Raw genomic sequence first — 21,087 nt, 5'->3', positions numbered from 1 at the left:
AAGTGGTTTTACCATTTTTTCTTAGGCGCAAATAATTCGTCTAATTCATCCCTTTCTTCTTCTTGTTTTTTCTGTCTATCTTTGGCGTTCGCATTACGCAGGTTATCCTGAATAACTTTCAAACGCTCTTCTAGAGCGGCTTTACGTTCTATATTGTATTGGTCGGGCTGGTTTTGTGCTTCTAGGGCAGCAATTGCCTTTTCAAAGTACTGACGGGCAGACCCTAACATATTGGATTGCAAAGCCGAGTTACCACGCTTCGCAAGCGTCTCAACATTGACCTTAATCTGCAACGCGGAAAGTTGTCTGTCTTCTAAACTATATAATTGTGTATCTACCTTTCCTTTTGCATGTTCCGAGCGCAATAACGAGCGAAACTTTTTCACGGCTTGGATATATTGAATAACCATTTTGTCACTATCAGGTAAGACAAAGTTATCGTGACTTGGGGGCGGAGACTCCATATCAACCATTTTTAGTCGATCTTGACTCTGTTTTATCCGTTGCTTTAATTCTGGGATGCTCGGGTTGAGTTCATACATAATTTTTAAGGCATTGAGAATACGATTTTGCAACACGGCAACTAACCGTTGAGATACAGGGATAGTATCTACAGTCATTAGGATATCTTCGGTTTCATCAATCACCGATTTTTGTTTGGCAATTTCAGTCCGCTTTTCTGCCTCGATTTTTTCTTTGTGCTGCTGCAATGCGTTCACCACGATTGCGACCACCACTAACGAGACTATTAAAATTATTATGATAGGAAAAATCATTTAGCCTTTAAATCCTGTAACAACTGACTTTTTTCTATAAAACCGAATGTTAAGGCAACTTAAGTGTAAACACACTGCCGCCTAATTTTCCGCCATTGGATAGCACTATCTCGCCTTTCTTATCACCTCGGCGGTGAGCTGAAGCTATTAATCTAGCAAAAAATATTCCTAAACCTGTTCGCCCGTTACTCAATTTAATGTCTTGCATTTCAATTTCGTTGTTCTCTAACATTTTACTCGGATAACCATCACCATCATCTTCTACTTTAATCACCAACCAGTCGTCTTCTTCATAAGCAGACACTAACAAGGTTGAACTGCCATAGCGTATAGCATTTACTAAAATGTCATTTAACAGAAGATGAATTAAGTCTTGATCTAAATAACGCACCAGTCCTGGAGTTTGCTCGATTTCCAGTGTCATATTTTTATGCCCCAAATAATGTTCATGGGTAATAAAAATGTTTTCCAACAAATCGTCAATAAAGCACTCATCTACATTTATCGGCAGGTTTTCCATTTCCGCCCTATATAAAGACAAAAGTTGTACTAATCCTGTATTTAAACGTGAAGATTCGTAGTGAGCATTGGACAAAAATTGCTGAGCAGAGCGATTTCCTGGTTCGATTGTTTTATTTAGACCATCAATAGACTGTTGTAAGAGATTTAGTGAACTTTTCATATCGTGCACGGCTGCGGCTAGTACGGTGGAAAAGTCAATTAATTGCTGCTCTTTTACTGTCACTGTATTACTCGTTGAACTAGGCTACAAAAGATTTAGTATCCCTGAACTGAGGGATATTTACCAAAAATTTTACTTAACTGGAATAAAAAAGCAGATTTTTATTAAAATTTTATGGAATTAATGTAACCTAGTGCAAATATGTTATTCACATATCTATATGTTCTCAAAGGCACTTGGTTAATAAAAATGAAATTACAGCAACTAAGATATATTGTTGAAGTCTTAAACAACAATCTGAATGTTTCTGCTACGGCAGAAAATTTATACACCTCGCAACCGGGGATAAGTAAACAAGTTCGCATGCTAGAAGATGAGTTAGGCGTCCAGATTTTTGGTCGTAGCGGTAAACATCTTACTCATGTGACTGATGCTGGCCAAGACGTGATTAATATTTCACGTGAAATTTTGGCAAAAGTAGAAAGTATTAAAGCTGTAGCCAGAGAGCACACTTTACCTGACCAAGGTAAATTGAATATCGCGACTACCCATACTCAAGCACGCTATGCACTGCCTGACGTGATTAAAGGGTTTATGGGCAAATACAAAAAAGTATCATTGCACATGCATCAAGGTACGCCATCGCAAATTAGCGATTTGGCGGCTAAAGGTGAGGCTGACTTTGCCATTGCAACTGAAGCCTTGCATTTGTATAACGACTTAGTCATGTTGCCTTGTTATCACTGGAATCGCAGTATCATCGTTAATCGCGATCATCCATTAGCGAAAAAGACCACAATTACCATTCAAGACATTGCTGAATATTCATTAGTCACCTATGTGTTTGGTTTTACCGGACGATCCGAATTAGACCAAGCGTTTGACCGAGCCGGGCTAGAACCTAAAATTGTTTTTACAGCAACAGATGCTGACGTGATTAAAACCTACGTCAGGTTGGGAGTTGGAGTGGGTGTTATTGCCTCTATGGCAGTAGATGACAAACTCGATAATGATTTGGTTAAAATAGATGCTAGCCACTTATTCGAGTATAGCACCACTAAAATTGGCTTTAGGAAAGGTTCATTCTTACGCAGCTATATGTATGAATTTATCGAACGATTTGCCCCACACTTAACCAAAGATGTGGTTGAGCGTGCGATGATGCAAAAGAATAATGATGAAGTAGAGAAGATGTTTAAAGGCCTAACTTTACCCGTTAAGTAACGGGTAAAGCACGCTAATTTAGAGCAAATCTAACCAGTTAACACTCTATTATATTTACCGCTAAACCGCCTCGTGCGGTTTCTTTGTATTTGGACTTCATATCATTACCCGTGTCCCACATGGTTTTAATCACTTTGTCTAGGGACACTTTATGTTGGCCAGTGCCTCTCAAGGCTAATCGTGACGCGTTAATGGCTTTTATTGCGCCCATGGCATTACGTTCAATACAAGGTACTTGTACCAAGCCGCCTACGGGATCACAAGTTAGCCCCAAATTATGTTCCATGCCGATCTCAGCAGCATTTTCCACCGCATCCACAGAGCCACCAATGATTTCCGTTAAAGCACCCGCGGCCATGGAGCAAGCAACGCCAACTTCACCTTGGCAACCTACCTCTGCACCCGAGATTGACGCGTTCTTTTTATATAAAATACCGATTGCTGCCGCGGTAAGCAGATACCTCGCTGCGGTTGGTTTTTCCACTTTGCGGACGAATTTGTCAAAATAACACAACACTGCTGGAATGATGCCAGCAGCACCATTGGTCGGCGCGGTAACCACTCTTCCACCGGCAGCATTTTCTTCGTTTACTGCCAATGCAAAAAGGTTAACCCAATCCATAGCTTGCATTGGATCTGCTGTTTGCTCAGTTTCTAAGCGCCGATAAAGGGCAGGGGCCCGGCGAGTCACTTTAAGGCCACCAGGTAAGATCCCCTCAGTGTGAATGCCGTTATTCACAGATTCCAGCATGACCTGCCAAATTTTCCAGAGTTTATCGATGACATCTGCTTTAGGCTGCACCGTGGATTCGTTCTCTAACATCAATGCGCTAATTGAAAGGCCGTTTTCTTTGCACTGTTTAATTAATTCAAAGGAACTTGCAAACGGAAAAGGTAAGGGTTTTTGCTGCTTTTCCAACGACATGTCTTTAACAGATTGAAAGTCCTCTTCTTTGACAATGAATCCACCGCCAATAGAGTAATAGGTTTGACTAATAACAAGTTGTTTATTTTGGTAGGCATGAATGGTCATACCATTTGAATGCAAAGGTAAGGTTTTACGGCGATGAAATACAATAGCGCCTTCCCGAGGAAACTTGACTTTGTGGATACCGAATAAGTTAATTTGTTGAGACTGCTGAATGTCAGATAACCACGTTTCAACCTTGGATACGTCAACGGTTTCTGGGTCGAATCCCATTAAGCCTAAAATCACTGCTTTTCCGGTGCCGTGACCTTTTCCGGTTTGACCAAGAGAGCCAAATAGTTCAACACAAACTTGATCAACGTTGGATAGCAAATTGTCTGAAGATAGTTGCTGACAAAAGGCATTTGCGGCGCGCATGGGTCCTACTGTATGTGAACTCGATGGGCCGATACCAATACTAAACATGTCAAAAACGCTGATCATTACCGTATTTTCCTCGCTAAAATGAATATCACAATACTATGCTGATAGTTACTCAGGAGGGCAAGTGTTTACAGGGGATTTTTAGACGAGAATTGTTAATGACAGCGTAAATAAAACTTATACAGTCTAATCTAGGGATTCATAATCTATGTGATTTGACAGCAGTCTGACGAACGAAGCTGTTGCTCCCCAAATGGTTTTATCCTGCCAAGTGATAAAATAAATAGGATGTTTAATTTGGCCGCGATTGACCCAGTGAATAAAATGATTTTGTTTGTTTATAAGGTGTAATAAGGGCACTTCAAACACATTGTCAACTTCGTTTCTATCCAGAATGAGTTCAAACTCAGGTTGTACAAAACTCAAAAAAGGCGTGACTTCAAAACGGCTGACAGTACGATATTTGGGTAAGCTACCAATGAGGGTTATTTTCTCTGGGGTAAGTCCGATTTCCTCTTCTGTTTCCCGCAGCGCGGTGTGAGCCAGGTCAATATCGCTTTTCTCTAGTTTCCCACCTGGAAAGCTAACTTGACCGGGGTGATTTTTTAAATGCATAGCTCGTTGGGTGAATAAAACGGTTAATTGATCTGCGCGCTCTATAATTGGGATCAGAACAGCAGCAGGTTTACCTATTTCAGTTAACGGGAAATCTGCTTCTGGTTTAATTTTTCTAATATGTTGAAAGCGACGAATAAATTCTTCTTTATTCATAGGTCGTTTTCCAAAATGGGTAAAATTTTCGACACCTTATCTAAACTTTCTTGATATTCATCTTCAGGAGCTGAATCTAAAACAATTCCACCTCCTGCCCAACAATATATCTGTGAATCTTCACATAATAAAGTACGAATACAAATACTTGTATCCATATCACCGTTTCTATTTATATAACCAATACTGCCGCAATAGATATTTCTTCTATGAGGCTCTAACTCATCAATTATTTGCATGGCTCGTATTTTAGGTGCACCAGTGATGGAACCGCCCGGAAAAGCACCTTGTAACAAGCTTAGACTATCATCACTGCTATTTAATCTTCCAGTAACCGTACTCACAAGGTGATGAACCGCTTCAAAGGATTCTATGGCAAAAAGCTCAGGGACTTGAATCGAGTGGTCTTCACAGGCTTTACTCAAATCATTTCGTAATAAATCCACTATCATTAAATTCTCAGCTCGATCTTTTGTTGAGTTTTTTAAAGCTTCGATATTGCTTAGATCTGTGTTTGGGTTTGTTGAGCGGGGGCGTGTGCCTTTTATAGGTTGGCTTTCCACTTGGCTGTCTTTTACCTTTAAAAACCGTTCCGGCGAAATACTTAACACAGTGCTGTTTACAAGTTGAATGTAAGCAGAAAAAGGAGCTTGATTGGACTTTCTAAGTGTTAGGTAGGCTTGCCAAGTCGATCCACTAAACTGTGCGTGAAAACGTTGCGCCAAATTGACCTGATAACAATCTCCTGCGCGCAAGTAATCTAGAATATTTTGCAGCTTAGCCACATACTCATTCTTTAACATATTTGATTGCCAAGGCGTTTTCAATTGCCATTTCCCCTGAGTTTTTTCACACAAAGGACGGTTCAATAGGCTTTCAATTTCTGCTGTAGTTGGCGCCGGCAGGCTAGGGATATCTGTTAGGTAAAATAATCCAGTGTGGTTGTCTTTGATGACACTCCAACTATAAATGCCTACAGCCATGTCAGGGCTTTGATAGACACTTTTTGCAACGTTAGGCAAGGTTTCATAACAACGACCTAAGTCGTAACCAAAATAGCCCATGGCACCGCAGGTAAAAGGTAATAGGCGATCTCTGTCTTTAGCTGTTGGCTGCTCTTTGGGAAGGCTTGATTGCAGCAAGGTTCGTAAAATGGCAATGGGTTGGCCGGTTATTTTTTCCACTTTTTCTATCGGCGAATAATCATTTAGATGATCATAGAAGTACTCAATTTCACAAGAATTTTGATATGCGGTTATCGCAGCAATAGGTTTGGCGACAAAAATATCAAAACGCGCATTTTTGTGGGTGCTATTTGCTGAATCCAGCAAAATAGACCATTTAGATTGACAGTAATGGGCAAACAATTCCGTGATGTCTGTGGAGGGTGGAATAGCAAGTGTTTGAATACGAGAGCTTTTACAAGCGCTATGCTGCATGAAAATTTTACCAACAAATTTAAATTATACGCGTTTAGCGATGGAGCAATTGATTCCAAGAGGGTATCATATTGGCGGATATTTAAGACACAAAAAACTTCCCTACAATTGATTTAGAGGCACCTATGGCACTCATTCGTCAGCAAGATTTAATTGATAGCATTGAAGATGCATTACAATTTATTTCCTATTATCACCCTATAGATTATGTAAAAGCGGTAGAAGCGGCTTACAACAGAGAGCAAAGTCAGGCAGCAAAAGATGCCATGGCGCAGATTCTAATTAACTCTCGTATGTCTGCTGAAGGTAAACGTCCCCTTTGCCAAGATACAGGTATTGTTACCTGTTTTGTTAAGGTTGGAATGGGCGTGCAATGGGATAAGACTGACATGACGGTTCAACAAATGGTCGATGAAGGAACTCGTCGTGCTTACCTCAATCCTGACAACCCACTTAGAGCGTCGATTGTATCTGACCCTGCAGGTGCGCGTAAAAACACTAAAGATAACACCCCGGCAGTAGTACATATTGATATGGTACCAGGTGAAGGTATTGAAGTGATGATCGCGGCTAAAGGCGGCGGCTCTGAAAATAAATCAAAAATGGTGATGCTTAATCCAAGTGATGACATCGCTGATTGGGTGGTCAAAACCCTACCCACAATGGGCGCGGGCTGGTGTCCGCCAGGCATGTTAGGAATAGGAATTGGTGGTACTGCGGAAAAAGCTGCAGTATTGGCCAAAGAAAGCTTAATGGATCCTGTTGATATTCAAGAGTTAATGGAACGCGGCGCAGAAACTACTGAAGAAAAACTGCGTTTGGATATATTTAAAAAAGTTAACGACCTTGGTATCGGTGCACAAGGGTTAGGTGGGTTGACCACTGTTGTAGATATCAAAATTAAATCAGTGCCTACCCATGCAGCGTCAAAACCTATTGCTATGATCCCCAATTGTGCTGCTACTCGTCACGCTCATTTCCATCTTGATGGCAGTGGCCCGGCTGAATTGACGCCACCTAAATTAGAAGACTGGCCAGATATCACTTGGGAAGTGGGTGAAAATACCCGCCGAGTGAATTTAAATGAAGTGACCAAAGAAGATATTTTGGATTGGAAAGTAGGTGAAACAGTTTTACTTTCAGGCAAAATGTTGACCGGTCGTGATGCCGCTCATAAACGCATTCAAACCATGATGGACAATGGTGAAGGGCTACCTGAGGGGGTAGACCTTACAAACCGCTTTATTTATTACGTTGGCCCAGTTGATGCTGTTGGTGATGAAGCCGTTGGTCCCGCAGGCCCAACTACCGCCACGCGCATGGATAAGTTTACTGACATGATGCTGGAAAAAACTGGTTTGATAGGCATGATCGGTAAAGCCGAGCGCGGACCTGCAACTGTGGATAGCATTGCTAAACACAAAGCCGTTTATTTAATGGCCGTGGGCGGCGCAGCGTACCTAGTATCAAAAGCGATTAAAAAGTCACGTGTGGTTGCATTTGAAGATTTAGGTATGGAAGCAATCTACGAATTTGATGTTGAAGATATGCCAGTAACCGTTGCTGTGGATAGTAGTGGCGCAAATGCCCACGAAACTGGGCCGGCTATTTGGAAAGTGAAAATAGAGGAATCATACAAGGCGTAATTATCGTCTATTTAAACGCTACAAGAGTGCATCTCGCCTGGGATGCACTCATTTTCTTGACTCGAAAGCTTCGTAATATGTACCCACCATCAATAATTAGAATCCGTTAATATGAATGTAGATTTAGATCAAAATACCATTTTACTGTTAGTCAGTGCCGCATTTGTAGGACTGTTATTTGGGGCGCTTATTACCAACATTATAAATCGTCAAAAGCACTCTGCTGACAAAGAAGAGCTACAATTACAGCAAGAACTCAATCGTCAACAACTTGAAAGGCAAATTCTGCAGCAGCATGATGAACTTGAAAAGATGCAGGCAAAAATTGACCAGGCTCATGAACAGCAACTTATAGCACAGCGAAAATTTGGTGAATTGGAACAAAAAGATTTACAAATAGAGCAGTTATCTAAGCAGCTAGTAACTTGGCAAGAAAACGCGCAAAAGGCCAACGACAAATCTAATAAATATTATTCCCAACTTGAATCCCAAGGGGCCAGTTTTGCCCAAGAACGAATCGCCTTAGAAGATAAACTAGATTTACTGACTAGCGCTGAAAAACGCTTGCAGGAACAATTCGAAAATTTAGCCAATAAAATATTTGAACAAAAACAACAGAAGTTTACACAATCCAGTCAAGCAGGATTAGATGCGCTACTATCGCCTCTTAAAGAACAAATAGAAGGCTTTAAAAAGCAGGTTTCCGATCAATATGTAAAAGAGGGGCAAGAACGGGCCTCTCTTAAAACAGAAATTTTAGGACTTAAACAGCTAAACCAGCAAATTACCCAAGACGCTGCTGCGTTAACCAAAGCCCTCAAAGGCGACAATAAACAACAAGGGAATTGGGGCGAGGTTGTTTTAGAGCGCATATTAACCGAGTCTGGATTGCGGGAAGGGCATGAATTCGATACTCAGGTGAGCCTGAAAAATGAATCAGGAAAACTGTATCAGCCGGATGTAGTGGTGCACCTACCCAACGACAAAGACATTGTGATTGATTCCAAAGTATCACTGGCTGATTACGAACGTTATTTTAATTGTCAGGATGATGATCTTGCCCGCCAGCAATTTTTGCAGGCCCATACCCAGTCTATTCGCAACCACATTAAGGGCTTAGGGAAAAAGGACTATCAAGATCTAAAAGGCATACGCACCCTCGATTACGTGTTGATGTTTATTCCCATCGAATCGGCGTTTTTAGTCGCCATAGATCAAGCCCCAGACTTGGTTAAGTTGGCGTTGGACAACAATATTATGTTGGTTAGCCCTACCAACTTACTAGTGGCTCTGCGGACCATAAATAACATTTGGCAATACGAATATCAGAATCAAAATGCCCAGAAAATTGCCTCACAAGCCGCCAAGTTGTATGACAAATTCCACGGTTTTGTAGATGATATTGAAAAAATCAGTAAATCCGTCGAAACGGTACAGAAACATGTAGATGCAGCCACCAATAAATTGGTCTCAGGGAAAGGAAATCTTGTTCGTCAAATAGAACAATTCCGCGAATTGGGGGTGCAAACCAATAAACGCCTTAAACAAGAATTAGTTGAACAAGCACAAGAGGATAAAGGCGAAAGTTAAGGGGATAAAAAGTATTCGTACTTATAAGTGTCCGTACTTAGGATAACGGGCTGATTGACAGCCCGTTATTGAAGCTGAAGAGCGTACTGCTCATCAGCATAATAAAAGTAAGTTAATCTTCCACTTTTACGGCCCACATATCGTGCTCGTCAGCATGAATTATTTGTCCCCAAATTAGATCGCCAGGGTTAACGTCAAATTCATCAGTTAAATAAACCTGCCCATCTATTTCTGGAGCATCTGCGAAACAACGTCCTACAGCGCCTTCGCTGGTTACTTCGTCTATCAGAATTTGATATTCCAAGCCTATTTTTTGTTGCAGCTTTTCCGCACTGATTTGAGATTGCAGAGCCATAAAGCGTTCAAACCTTTCTTGTTTAACTGCTTCGGAAACTGGATCCGGTAAATCATTCGCTTTAGCTCCCTCAACGTCCGAGTATTTAAAGCAACCAACTCGGTCTAATTGAGCTTCACTTAAAAAGTCCAAAAGCTGTTGAAACTCTTCTTCTGTCTCGCCAGGAAAACCTACAATAAAAGTGGAGCGGATGATTAATTGTGGGCAAATGGCTCGCCAAGCTTTAATGCGCTCTAAGGTTTTCTCAGCCGCCGCTGGACGTTTCATTAGCTTGAGTATTCTAGGAGTGGCATGTTGAAAAGGGATATCCAAATAAGGCAATATTTTCCCTTCCGCCATTAATGGAATTACTTTATCAACTGAAGGGTAGGGGTAAACATAGTGCAAACGCACCCAAATGCCCATTTCCGCCAGCTTTTTACATAACCCTAGCATGTCGGTTTTCACCGGCATTCCATCCCAGAAACCCGTTTGATATTTTACATCAACACCGTAAGCGCTAGTATCTTGAGAAATGACCAATAGCTCTTTGACTCCGGCATTTTTCAATCGAGTGGCTTCATCTAAAATGTCACCCACAGGACGACTAACTAGATCTCCTCGCATTGAAGGAATGATGCAAAAAGTACATCTATGATTACAGCCTTCGGAAATCTTTAAATAGGCGTAATGTTTAGGGGTAAGCTTAATGCCATGGTCTGGCACAAGCTGCATAAAAGGGTCGTGTTTAGGTTTCGGTAGATGTGAATGAACTTGCTCGACTACGCTTTCATATGCGTGCGGGCCAGTAATCGCCAATACATTGGGATGGACTTCACGAATTTCGTCTTCTTTGACTCCTAAACACCCAGTGACTATGACTTTGCCATTCTCTGCAAGCGCTTCTCCTATGGTATCCAATGATTCTTGCACTGCAGAATCGATAAATCCACAGGTGTTTACAATCACTAGTTCCGCGTCATTGTAAGTTGGTACGACGTCATATCCTTCGGTGCGTAACTGAGTCAAAATACGTTCCGAATCGACTAAGTTTTTAGGGCAACCTAAGCTAACAAACCCTATCTTGGTTCCCGAAGCTGCTTTATTTGCAGTATTTGATTCCAAGACCTTCACTGGTGTTTCAAGGGTTGTGGTTTGCTTGGGGTTAACGATTTCTACGGTCATCTTGCGCCTTGTGCTGTAACTAGTGTTGTTTAAACAGATTGGTTTAAACATTAAAATACGGAATTAATCTAACTTGCAGTCAATATAGACTGTCTTAGCTGAATTGATTATTTAACGCGCAGGATTATACAGGATTGTCCTTTGTGACGATAGCGCCTAATAAAAACTTAAACAAAGCTGATTTTAAGTTTAATGCTACAGTTGCAAGACCTTTACTCATTTAATCGGCTTCTCCAAACCATTGATTCTATCTTGTGCTTAAAACTATAAAGAATTAAACTAAACGTAAGGGTTTTAAGGGGCTCCAGTGTTTAGCTTTAAAACAAAAATCAAGTAACAAAAAATAATAAAAAGAATGATTAAATTATGCTGAATAACTGCTTCTCTTTAACTACTAATCGGATATTATCTTGATTATAAAGCTAGTCTATTTTTGTTTTTTTATTGTATTGCTGATTACGTCATCGGTAGGTTTTGCTGACGAAATTAGTGAGATTGATAACTTTATTCTGACCTCTACTGTGGCTCCCTATGATTGTCCTGAAGATGATGCGAATCTAGCAATTGATCGCCATTTAAATTTTCCTGAGTTGAGCGATACGCAACGATTCCAACTTATGGTGATGAAAACCCATTGGCAAATTTGTGTTGGTAAACATGAGGAAGCTAAACAGGCTTTAATTGAGCTTCTCAATAACGCCGATGTCAATCAAACCATGGAATATTATGCATCGGCCACTTATCAGTTAGGTTTCATTTATGATGTCCAAGAAAATTTAGAACGCTGTGCGCTTTATGAAAAAGCAGAGCAGCTCTCCAGTGACAATTTTGAAGGGATCAATTTAAGCGCGCAATTGGGCTTGATCACTGTGTGTCATGCCGACATGGATGATGGTGTCAAACTTGGAAAAATGTATGCTTTGTTAGAAACCTATGCACTGAAAAATGATCAGGCGGCTTTAGCTCACATCCATAACAATATAGGTCTTCTTTACGCATCACTTGGTCAGCAAGTTTTAGCCGCTGAACAATTTCAGAAGTCTTATGAATTAGGTTTGAACACTTACACAAGTTCCAATTTGCTCGCCACACTTATGAGTGTCATTTCGTCTCATATGGCCGCTGGGAATTTTGAAAAAGCCGAACAAGCAATACAAGAGTTTAAGCGCGTAAACCTCTCTGTCGACACTGCGTTATCTAACGTCTGGTTGTATTTTGCCGAAGCCGGTTATCATTATCGAACCAATAACATTGAGCAATTACGCTATAGTTTGGCGAAGTGGAAAATCTATCTTGATTCCATAAACAGTTCCACATTTAACAGTTTGTATCGTTGGTATAGTGCGGTTGTGTGTTACGAGGATAATGATGTTGAATGCCTACAACAATTTTTAGAAGATGAACAAAATACCAGTGATGGTTATAAATTATTTATTAATAGAAATAAGGATTATTTGAAGTTCATCGTACAAATACACTTGTTTTTAGGTGATATTGAAGGCGCTGAAAAGGCCTTTGATACATTTTCAGATGTAATGATCAATAAGACAGTTGAGCAGCAAGAATCAGGTAAAATACTTGGTGTTGCCAATTTGCATAGTCAAATACAAAGCTTAGAGGCTAGTTTACAAGCATCGAAGCTTGAGCGTATACAAACCATCGTCATCATCGTCAGTGTGCTTTTGGTTATTATTGTGGCAATTATATTTTGGTTACGACACCGCTACCTGAATAGTTTGTCCTTTGATACGGTTACTAATCTTTTAAATAGTAAAGCGGCCCTGGCTAAAATTAGACGCGTCCCAGAGCCCTCACCAGGGCGCACTAATGCTTTAGCGTTATTTGATTTAGGCAATTTCCGCGATGTGAATCGGCAAATAGGCGCGACCAATAGCGAATTGGCGTTAAAGCAAATATCTTTAACCCTTAGTCAGGTAACACGTGATAGAGATATTTTAGGACGATTTGCACCAGAACAATTCATAGTTTGTTTGACGGATATAGAAGAAGATTCAGCCAAATCATTTTTTGAACGTATGCGATATGCATTGGAAAACACAATTTTAGGGGAACAACAGGGTCAGCAAGTAAGTATACGTTCTAGTATGAGTATTTATATTTCTAGTGGAACATTTGTTGATTTAGATGAAGTGCTTGATGACATGTTATTGTCCCTAGGAATTCAAACTGAAAGCGAATAATTTGTGTTGGCTCAACTCAGGGTTTGATCCCCTAAAATCTATAAACGCCTAAGATGTCGAAATTGTTATTACCCTTAAATCATTATGATGAAGCCGGAAGAATTAAACCTCCTCGTTTTTTTTGGTGGAGTTGTTTATTTCTTGCAAAAAGCTACGTTATTTTTGTGCTTTCTCTCAGTAACTTCCGTGATGCAGACGGATTACTTGAAATATTTTATCCACAAAAAAGCGAGCTATACATCGGTTTTGGGATTGGTGGGGGAGCGCTTCTTGCCATCATCATAGTGGCATACAGAGAAAAGTGGTGGGATGGCAAGTGGCAATTTGTTCGACGCTTAATTAAACCTTGCTTGATTATGACCGTATTACTCGACTTAGCCCATCAAATGCAAATTTCGGTCAGTCAGTATTGGCAATTTTCTTGGCCTGTGGCGTTAATGATGTTGGTTGATATTGTGGTGTTATATTGGATTTTAAAAAGTCGACATTTACGCTACATGATAGCCGATTGGGCCGATAAACAGCCCACATAATTGTTTTTGAGGTTATTGAACGCTGTTTGCGACAGCTTGTTGAAAGTAATCTTGAACACTAATTTGACTGTCATTAACCAGTCTTTGATAACAAATGCCAGCAAAAGCATAAGATTTCCCAGAATACTCCATTACCACATAGGGCGCATCTTTGTCAGATTCATCATAGCGCCAATTTCCGCCAACGAGTTGTTTAAAAACTTCGCCTAGATATGCACCATAAATATTAGATATCGTGAACACTGCATCATTTTCCAAAGCTTGATCTTTGTATCTTTCGATCCAGGCTAAAATTACATCGTCGACTAAAGCGATACTTTCAACTGAGCCATCTAATACAAGTTTAAATTCATCCAACGTCGTATCAATCGCGTTTTGAGCACTGTCTGCCATCAACTGATTGAGTTCTTCTTGGGTCATGCGCATGAAGCATCCTTAATATGAATATTGTCTATTACAGTAACGTGATTGTGGCGATATATTCGCTTTTTGTCTAATTTTCCAATGGATTTAATTAGTGCACAGTTTGATATCGGCAAACTGGCTCATTTCTTTTCTTAAAGATTTGTTATTTTTGTTTTTTAATTCCATTAGGCCGTTAAATTCGTTAGGTTGATCCCAAAGCCTCTAAGAAGCGTAACGCTCATATGAAGTATGCATTTGTTCTACCAACAACCGCTCTTTTTGCTTTGGGGCTAATTGCCACTCTGGTGCACTTTGATGTTATTCCACCAGGTCTCGCCATTCTAGAGGATTTAAAGTCATCTTTTGGAGAGTACTTTTATGTATTAATTTTCTGCATTATCTTAGCTGAATCAATTGTCTATGTTGGATTCTACTTTCCTGGGCAGTTTTTTGCGGTAGTGTTGGTGATTTTATCGAAACCAAGTATCACAGATATTCTCTGGTTGACCTTAGCTATGGTGGCCGCCGCCACGTTAGGTTCTTTTATTAATTACCGTTTAGGGCGCTTAAGTAGTGACCATAAAACTGGTCATTCATCTACTAGTTTGAAAGCGCTTTTATTAGCTATGGTGCATATTAACTCATTGGCTTTTTTTATGTTTAATCAAGGCAGTAACAGAAAGACGATAAAAGTGGTTTGGATGGCAGGGTTACTCAACCTACCTTATTACTTAGTTCTAATTACTGGTACGGCATTGTTAAGTGAAGAAATAATGCAAGTTGCTGAAAGCACATGGTTAATGATTTCAATGGTTTTGGTTTGGTTGGTTGTCGCTATTATATTAGACATTAAACAGTGGCGCGCCGCACAACACTAAGCTGAAATTTTGTCGCAATTGAGTTTAACCTATACCCCCAAGAACTTATTGATTGCTCGAGATGCGGCAAAAAATCCAAAACATGCCGTCACTGAAACCGATGCTCCAAAACCACTGTTGCAATCCAATCGCGCACTACTTTGAGCGTCTGATTTTTGGCACGATACGCTACCATCTCCTTGCGGATAACGCAGATGTTCAGTGGAATAAACACATTCAACAGCAAAACGCCTTTTAGGATTCTGACTAAAGTTGTGAAATCGTCTTAACTGGTTTCGAAGCTTTGCTGCAAGGGGATCTTGAATAGTTTTAGATAGATCAGCAATGGTTATTCTAGTTGGATCAATTTGACCGCCAGCACCACCAGTAGTGATGATTTTTATTTTATTTCGTTTACAGTGGGCGATTAAAGCCGCTTTTGCAGGCACGCTATCAATGGCATCGATGACATAATCAAATTCTTTGTTTATGTAATCTTGTAAGTTATCAGCAGTGATAAAATCTTCTATACAATTTACTGCGCAATCAGGGTTAATTTGTTTAATGCGCGCAGCCATAACCTCAACTTTAGCTTCACCAATGGTATTGCTCAAAGCATGAATTTGTCGATTAGTATTGGTGGTACAAATATCGTCTAAATCAATTAAGGTAATTTTCCCTAAGGCTGTGCGGGCTAATGCTTCAGCCGCCCAGGTTCCTACACCACCGATCCCTACCACACAAAAGTGAGCATTTTTTAGACGTTGTGTTTCGTTAACACCATAAAGTCTTTCGGTGCCGCCGAAACGGGATTTTTGTTCCTGCATAGATGAGTTTTGTTTGTTATATGGTAATTTTGGCGCAGTATATCAATTACTAACAATATTGCTAATTTAAGTAATCAGGAGACGTTAAAAGTTTGCAACGTAAAAGTAAAAATAGTGATTGTATTTTAGTTAATTCGCATGTTTTTAAGTTTATGAGTATTCAGTTGTTGATTACTAAGCGCAGCTTTTATAGCATGCTTTTATCTATCTTTGTGGAACGGATGGTTTCAGGAAAATGACGGGCTCTAATACGTGTATTAGGAGTAAGTCATGGGTCTAGGCATCATTAAAATATAAAAAAGGAAAAATACATGAAACCAGTTGTACTGGCGGGCGGATCTGGAAGTAGATTGTGGCCAAAATCACGAGCTGCATTGCCAAAGCAGTTTTTAGCGTTAACCGATGAAAACACCATGTTGCAAAATACTATCAGCCGTCTAGATGGTTTAGATATGGACCCTGCAATTTTTATCTGTAACGAAGCTCACCGCTTTCTTGTCGCTGAACAATTACGCCAACAAGGCAGGGAACACGGCGGAATATTACTTGAGCCTGTAGGTCGTAATACTGCTCCTGCTATCGCATTAGCTGCGTTACAAGCGTGCAGCGAAGGTGAAGATCCTGTGTTACTGGTTTTGGCCGCTGACCATCTTATTAAAGACAATAAAACTTTCCATAAAGCGATACAACACGCTAATGCATTGGCCGAACAAGGTAAGTTAGTTACCTTTGGTATAGTGCCAGACTGTGCCCATATCGGTTACGGCTATATTCGCAGAGGTGAACAGTTAAACCATTCTGAGACCGGCTTCGCAGTGTCTCAATTTGTTGAAAAACCTGATATGGAAACCGCCGAAAAGTATGTTGCAAATGGCGATTACTTTTGGAATAGCGGCATGTTTATGTTCAAAGCGAGCCGTTACTTGCAAGAGCTAGAAAAATTTGCACCTGAAATGCTCAAAGTATGTAAAGAGGCGATTTCATCTGAGTCTAAAGATTTAGACTTTGTGCGCGTTGATGCCGATATTTTTGCCACTTGCCCAGATGATTCAGTTGATTATGCGGTAATGGAAAAAACCGATGATGCCGCTATGGTTCCTCTTGATGCTGGCTGGAATGATGTTGGTAGTTGGTCATCTTTATGGGAAACGGCTGACAGCAAAGATGCGCAAGGTAATGTTTGTGTGGGTGACGTTATGTTAACTAACACAAACAATAGCTACATTAATTCAGAGCAGCGCTTAATTGCTGTGGTTGGGTTAGATGATGTAGTTGTGGTAGAAACCAAAGATGCTATTTTGGTCGCCAACAAGAACAAAGTTCAAGATATAAAAACAGTTGTGAATGAACTCAAAGCACAACATCGTCCTGAGTTTGAGTTCCACCGAGAAGTGTTCAGACCTTGGGGAAGCTACGACTCCATTGATAATGGTGAGCGATTCCAAGTGAAACGTATTACCGTAAACCCCGGCGAAAAATTATCAGTGCAAATGCACCATCACCGCGCAGAGCATTGGATCGTTGTTTCAGGTACAGCAAAAGTAACTAATGGTGAAGAAACCTTCTTAGTGACTGAAAACGAGTCCACTTATATACCAATTGGTATTGTCCATGCGTTAGAAAACCCAGGAAAAGTACCCCTTGAACTTATTGAAGTGCAATCAGGAAGTTATTTAGGTGAAGACGACATTGTGCGTTTTTCAGATAGATATGGTCGCACAGCGAAGTAATTAAGGACTCAAGATGCAAATAAGTTGTTTTAAAGCTTACGATATTCGTGGCAAGTTACTTGAGCAATTAGACGAAAATGTTGCTTACCGCATAGGCCGTGCTTATGCCGAGTATTTAAAAGCCGACAAAGTCGTTGTGGGTGGTGATGTTCGTCACACCTCGGCACCGTTAAAATTAGCATTGAGTGCTGGTTTAGTAGATGGTGGCGCTAATGTGATTGATTTAGGCATGACCGGTACTGAGGAGATTTACTTCGCTACCAAACACTTAGGAGTGGATGGTGGTATAGAAGTTACCGCTAGTCACAATCCAATCGATTACAATGGAATGAAGTTAGTTAAAAGCGAATCTCGCCCTATTAGTGGTGATACTGGATTGTTTGCGATTAAAGATATTGCTGAACAATATGACCAAGAGACTGTTGAGTCGCGTTTGAGCTTTTTCTCGGATAAACGCTGTAGTAATGAAGCTTTTCTAAAAGGTGAGGGCAGTGTTTCGGCTGAAAAGCTCACCGCCTCTGGCAAATATTCACAGCGCTCTTGTTTGCCGGCCTATGTTGAACATATGCTTTCTTATGTCGATCTAAATAACTTCAAGCCTCTGAAACTGGTAGTCAATGCGGGTAACGGAGCGGCAGGAAAAGCCTTAGATAGTATTGAACAACAACTTAAAGCCCTCAATATCCCCATTGAGTTCATTAAAGTGCATCATCAACCAGATGGTGACTTTCCTAATGGTATTCCCAATCCATTATTACCTGAAAGCCGCGCGGATACCGCTGATGCTGTTATTGCCCATAAAGCAGATATGGGGATTGCTTGGGACGGTGATTTCGACCGCTGCTTTTTGTTTGATGAAAAAGGTGAATTTGTTGAAGGTTATTACATCGTTGGTTTGTTAGCGAAAGCGTTTTTAGATAAAGATGCCTCAAGCAAAATCATTTACGACCCGCGGGTATATTGGAATACCGAAGATATTGTGAAAACCGCCGGTGGCACGCCAATTAAAAGTAAAACTGGGCATGCTTTTATTAAAGAAAGAATGCGTAAAGAGGATGCTGTTTACGGTGGCGAAATGAGTGCACATCACTATTTTCGTGATTTCGCTTATTGCGACTCAGGTATGATCCCTTGGTTATTGGTCGCAGAGTTAATTTGCACCAGCGCGCAACCTTTATCTGCATTAGTGAAACAGCGCATTGCGGCTTTCCCATCTTCTGGTGAAATTAATAGCTTATTAGAAGACGCTGATGCTGCACTTGACCGTGTTATAGCAAAATATCAGCCTATGGCAGAGGTCATTGATGATACTGACGGTGTGGGACTGGAGTTTGGCAATTGGCGATTTAATCTAAGAAAATCGAATACTGAGCCTGTTATCCGATTAAATGTTGAATCCTCAGGGGATATTGCCTTGATGGAGGAAAAAACAGCTGAGTTATTGGAGATTATTCGCGCTTAATTCAGTTGTGCTGTATTTAAACGTAAATAAAAAATAGCCCTTATGGGCTATTTTTTTTGGGTAATGAATGATGGTCGAGACGCATTGTTGCAACTATCGAGACATTTGTTGAATTATCCAAATAATCATTAAATGGCTGCCGATGGTAATTGCGGTTAAACGGATACGCAATGAGCGATACCATGAGGCGAGGGTAGAGAGTTTAAACTCGTAGAAAATGACTAGGGTATAGCTGCAAGCTAAGGTAATTAGCGCGATAACCGGAGGTAACCAAATTACACTCAGCCAAGCAATAATTGATGGCAGCATTGCCATGTATAATAAGGTTACAGAGCGTTCTTTGTTAATTCCATCAAACCATAATACTCCACCTAAAAATGATAAAATTATTGCAGAATATTGAATGAAAAAGTCTACGCCTTCAAAGTAAGAGACGGTTTCCCAAAGTATAAAAAAAGGCAGCATGATAAAGGGGATTAATCCTGCGTAACCTAATATTTTGGCGTGGTATTTAAGCATTTTTATCACTTTTTGTAATGTTATATATTTGTTACGTCAACAATGACGACAAGTTTAATCATTTTTAAAGAAAAATTAACGTAAAAATCTAAGGTATTGAAGAAGCATAAGTTTCTAATTAATTAAAAGGAAAAAAAATAGCGCCAATTGGCGCTATTTTTAACATTACTAACTGGTTACTTTTTAATTGGGTTGTACTTTCTTACGTTTTCACCAGTATAAAGCTGGCGAGGACGACCAATTTTTTGACCAGGTTGACTTAGCATTTCATGCCAATGAGATACCCAACCAACAGTTCTTGCTAAGGCAAAAATACAGGTAAACATGTTAGTTGGAATACCGATTGCCTTAAGAATGATACCTGAATAAAAATCCACATTTGGGAAAAGCTTTTTCTCAGCGAAATACGGGTCGCTTAATGCAATTTTCTCAAGTTCCATTGCTACATTTAACAATGGATCGTCAATATTCATTTCTTCAAGTACTTCGTGACAGCTTTCACGCATTACAGTTGCACGAGGATCGTGGTTTTTGTAAACACGGTGACCAAAGCCCATTAATCTGAACGGGTCATTTTTGTCTTTAGCACGAGCAATAAACTCTGGAATACGGTCAACACTACCAATTTCTTGCAACATGTTTAAGCATGCTTCGTTAGCTCCACCATGAGCTGGACCCCATAACGATGCAACACCAGCGGCGATACATGCGTAAGGGTTAGCACCAGATGAACCGGCAAGTCTAACTGTAGACGTTGAAGCATTTTGTTCGTGATCCGCATGTAACGTAAAGATACGATCCATAGCGCGAGAAACAGCAGGGCTGATTTCATAATTTTCAGCAGGTACAGAAAACATCATGTTTAAGAAGTTTTCTGCATAACTTAGATCATTTCTTGGATAAACAAAGGGTTGACCAACGTTATATTTGTAACACATTGCTACTAAAGTCGGCATTTTCGCGATTAAGCGGTATGCACTTCTTAAGCGTTGTTCAGGATCTGAAATATCCAAATCATCGTGATAGAAGCTAGAAAGAGCACCAACTGTGCCACACAACATGGCCATTGGGTGAGCATCTCTGCGGAAGCCTCTAAAGAAATTTGTTAATTGATCGTGAACCAAAGTGTGACGCGTAATGGTGTTTTTAAAATCAGCATACTCTTCTGAAGTTGGCGTTTTGTCATGTAATAACATGTAACAAACTTCAATATAATCAGCATCTCTTGCCAATTCTTCGATTGAATAACCTCTATGAAGCAATACGCCTTTAGCTCCATCAATGAAAGTGATGGATGATTCGCAAGAACCAGTAGCCATGAAACCAGGGTCGAAAGTGAAGTAACCGCTAGAGCCTAATGCTCGAACATCTATTACGTCGTTCCCAGCAGTTCCCGAAAGTACCGGAAGTTCTACCTCTTTGTCGCCTACTTTTAAAATGGCTTTAGTTTCTGCCATAAGATGTTCTCCTTAGACTAAGTTCTTAAACTGTTAAAAATATATACAATAATAACAGCCATGAAAAAAAGTGTGCTATTTGTACTTAGAAAGTTAGC

General features: G+C 40.3%; 18 protein-coding genes. 8 read left to right on the top strand and 10 right to left on the bottom strand.

Annotation, left to right across the window (positions count from 1 at the left end):
• Positions 1-8: 8 nt before the first annotated feature.
• Together ABJV04_RS04500 and ABJV04_RS04495 are read right to left on the bottom strand one after the other, a co-directional pair.
• Positions 9-776 carry a hypothetical protein gene (locus tag ABJV04_RS04500; RefSeq protein ID WP_348490106.1) on the bottom strand — a complete coding sequence of 256 codons (768 nt, stop codon included), beginning with the start codon at positions 774-776 and terminating at the stop codon, positions 9-11.
• A gap of 49 nt (positions 777-825) precedes the next feature.
• Positions 826-1,521: a HAMP domain-containing sensor histidine kinase gene (locus ABJV04_RS04495; protein ID WP_348490105.1), complete on the bottom strand. Its 696-nt coding sequence runs from the start codon at positions 1,519-1,521 to the stop codon at positions 826-828.
• A 186-nt stretch (positions 1,522-1,707) separates the two neighbouring features.
• Here ABJV04_RS04495 and cysB point away from each other — a divergent pair, with 186 nt between their 5' ends.
• A complete protein-coding gene (cysB, locus tag ABJV04_RS04490) occupies positions 1,708-2,682 on the top strand; it encodes an HTH-type transcriptional regulator CysB (RefSeq protein WP_348490104.1) in 975 nt (324 codons plus the stop codon).
• Between the two features lie 37 nt (positions 2,683-2,719).
• Here cysB and ABJV04_RS04485 read toward each other — a convergent pair whose 3' ends face one another.
• From ABJV04_RS04485 to pabB, 3 genes are all read right to left on the bottom strand, one after another.
• Positions 2,720-4,093: an L-serine ammonia-lyase gene (locus ABJV04_RS04485; protein ID WP_348490103.1), complete on the bottom strand. Its 1,374-nt coding sequence runs from the start codon at positions 4,091-4,093 to the stop codon at positions 2,720-2,722.
• A 126-nt stretch (positions 4,094-4,219) separates the two neighbouring features.
• Positions 4,220-4,804 (bottom strand): CoA pyrophosphatase, encoded by a 585-nt coding sequence (locus ABJV04_RS04480; RefSeq protein ID WP_348490102.1) that lies wholly within the window; start codon positions 4,802-4,804, stop codon positions 4,220-4,222.
• A complete protein-coding gene (gene pabB / locus ABJV04_RS04475) occupies positions 4,801-6,243 on the bottom strand; it encodes an aminodeoxychorismate synthase component I (protein ID WP_348490101.1) in 1,443 nt (480 codons plus the stop codon). The genes ABJV04_RS04480 and pabB overlap by 4 nt, the downstream gene beginning before the upstream one ends.
• A gap of 125 nt (positions 6,244-6,368) precedes the next feature.
• Here pabB and ABJV04_RS04470 point away from each other — a divergent pair, with 125 nt between their 5' ends.
• Together ABJV04_RS04470 and rmuC are read left to right on the top strand one after the other, a co-directional pair.
• Positions 6,369-7,889, top strand: coding sequence for a fumarate hydratase (locus ABJV04_RS04470; RefSeq protein WP_348490100.1), 1,521 nt, complete (start codon positions 6,369-6,371; stop codon positions 7,887-7,889).
• Between the two features lie 111 nt (positions 7,890-8,000).
• Complete coding sequence (gene rmuC, locus ABJV04_RS04465; protein WP_348490099.1) at positions 8,001-9,479, top strand: DNA recombination protein RmuC; 1,479 nt, start codon at positions 8,001-8,003, stop codon at positions 9,477-9,479.
• A 112-nt stretch (positions 9,480-9,591) separates the two neighbouring features.
• On the opposite strand, the gene rimO is transcribed toward rmuC, so the two are convergent.
• Complete coding sequence (gene rimO, locus ABJV04_RS04460; RefSeq protein WP_348490098.1) at positions 9,592-10,998, bottom strand: 30S ribosomal protein S12 methylthiotransferase RimO; 1,407 nt, start codon at positions 10,996-10,998, stop codon at positions 9,592-9,594.
• 410 nt (positions 10,999-11,408) lie between these two features.
• Here rimO and ABJV04_RS04455 point away from each other — a divergent pair, with 410 nt between their 5' ends.
• Together ABJV04_RS04455 and ABJV04_RS04450 are read left to right on the top strand one after the other, a co-directional pair.
• Positions 11,409-13,199: a diguanylate cyclase gene (locus ABJV04_RS04455; RefSeq protein ID WP_348490097.1), complete on the top strand. Its 1,791-nt coding sequence runs from the start codon at positions 11,409-11,411 to the stop codon at positions 13,197-13,199.
• A 53-nt stretch (positions 13,200-13,252) separates the two neighbouring features.
• On the top strand, positions 13,253-13,732 hold the full coding sequence (locus ABJV04_RS04450) for a DUF2919 domain-containing protein (RefSeq protein WP_348490096.1): 480 nt from the start codon (positions 13,253-13,255) through the stop codon (positions 13,730-13,732).
• Between the two features lie 12 nt (positions 13,733-13,744).
• Here ABJV04_RS04450 and ABJV04_RS04445 read toward each other — a convergent pair whose 3' ends face one another.
• Positions 13,745-14,158 carry a hypothetical protein gene (locus tag ABJV04_RS04445; protein ID WP_348490095.1) on the bottom strand — a complete coding sequence of 138 codons (414 nt, stop codon included), beginning with the start codon at positions 14,156-14,158 and terminating at the stop codon, positions 13,745-13,747.
• Between the two features lie 221 nt (positions 14,159-14,379).
• On the opposite strand from ABJV04_RS04445, the gene ABJV04_RS04440 reads away from it, so the two are divergent.
• Positions 14,380-15,015 (top strand): hypothetical protein, encoded by a 636-nt coding sequence (locus ABJV04_RS04440; RefSeq protein ID WP_348490094.1) that lies wholly within the window; start codon positions 14,380-14,382, stop codon positions 15,013-15,015.
• 29 nt (positions 15,016-15,044) lie between these two features.
• Here the strand turns inward: ABJV04_RS04440 and tcdA are convergent, their stop codons facing one another.
• Positions 15,045-15,821, bottom strand: a complete 777-nt coding sequence (gene tcdA, locus ABJV04_RS04435) for a tRNA cyclic N6-threonylcarbamoyladenosine(37) synthase TcdA (RefSeq protein ID WP_348490093.1) — start codon at positions 15,819-15,821, stop codon at positions 15,045-15,047.
• 311 nt (positions 15,822-16,132) lie between these two features.
• Between tcdA and ABJV04_RS04430 the strand changes: the two genes are divergently transcribed.
• Both ABJV04_RS04430 and ABJV04_RS04425 read left to right on the top strand, forming a co-directional pair.
• Positions 16,133-17,551: a mannose-1-phosphate guanylyltransferase/mannose-6-phosphate isomerase gene (locus tag ABJV04_RS04430; protein ID WP_348490092.1), complete on the top strand. Its 1,419-nt coding sequence runs from the start codon at positions 16,133-16,135 to the stop codon at positions 17,549-17,551.
• A 13-nt stretch (positions 17,552-17,564) separates the two neighbouring features.
• The gene (locus tag ABJV04_RS04425) at positions 17,565-19,013 is read left to right on the top strand and encodes a phosphomannomutase CpsG (protein ID WP_348490091.1); all 1,449 of its coding nucleotides are present in this window, start codon (positions 17,565-17,567) and stop codon (positions 19,011-19,013) included.
• 93 nt (positions 19,014-19,106) lie between these two features.
• Here the strand turns inward: ABJV04_RS04425 and ABJV04_RS04420 are convergent, their stop codons facing one another.
• Both ABJV04_RS04420 and gltA read right to left on the bottom strand, forming a co-directional pair.
• Positions 19,107-19,532: a DUF3429 domain-containing protein gene (locus tag ABJV04_RS04420; protein ID WP_348490090.1), complete on the bottom strand. Its 426-nt coding sequence runs from the start codon at positions 19,530-19,532 to the stop codon at positions 19,107-19,109.
• Between the two features lie 176 nt (positions 19,533-19,708).
• Positions 19,709-20,989: a citrate synthase gene (gene gltA / locus ABJV04_RS04415; RefSeq protein ID WP_348490089.1), complete on the bottom strand. Its 1,281-nt coding sequence runs from the start codon at positions 20,987-20,989 to the stop codon at positions 19,709-19,711.
• Between the last annotated feature and the right edge of the window lie 98 nt (positions 20,990-21,087).

Origin of the sequence: Aliiglaciecola sp., from assembly GCF_039982535.1 — a bacterium.
GTDB lineage: Bacteria > Pseudomonadota > Gammaproteobacteria > Enterobacterales > Alteromonadaceae > Aliiglaciecola.
This window is presented reverse-complemented; position numbering and strand designations above follow the sequence as displayed.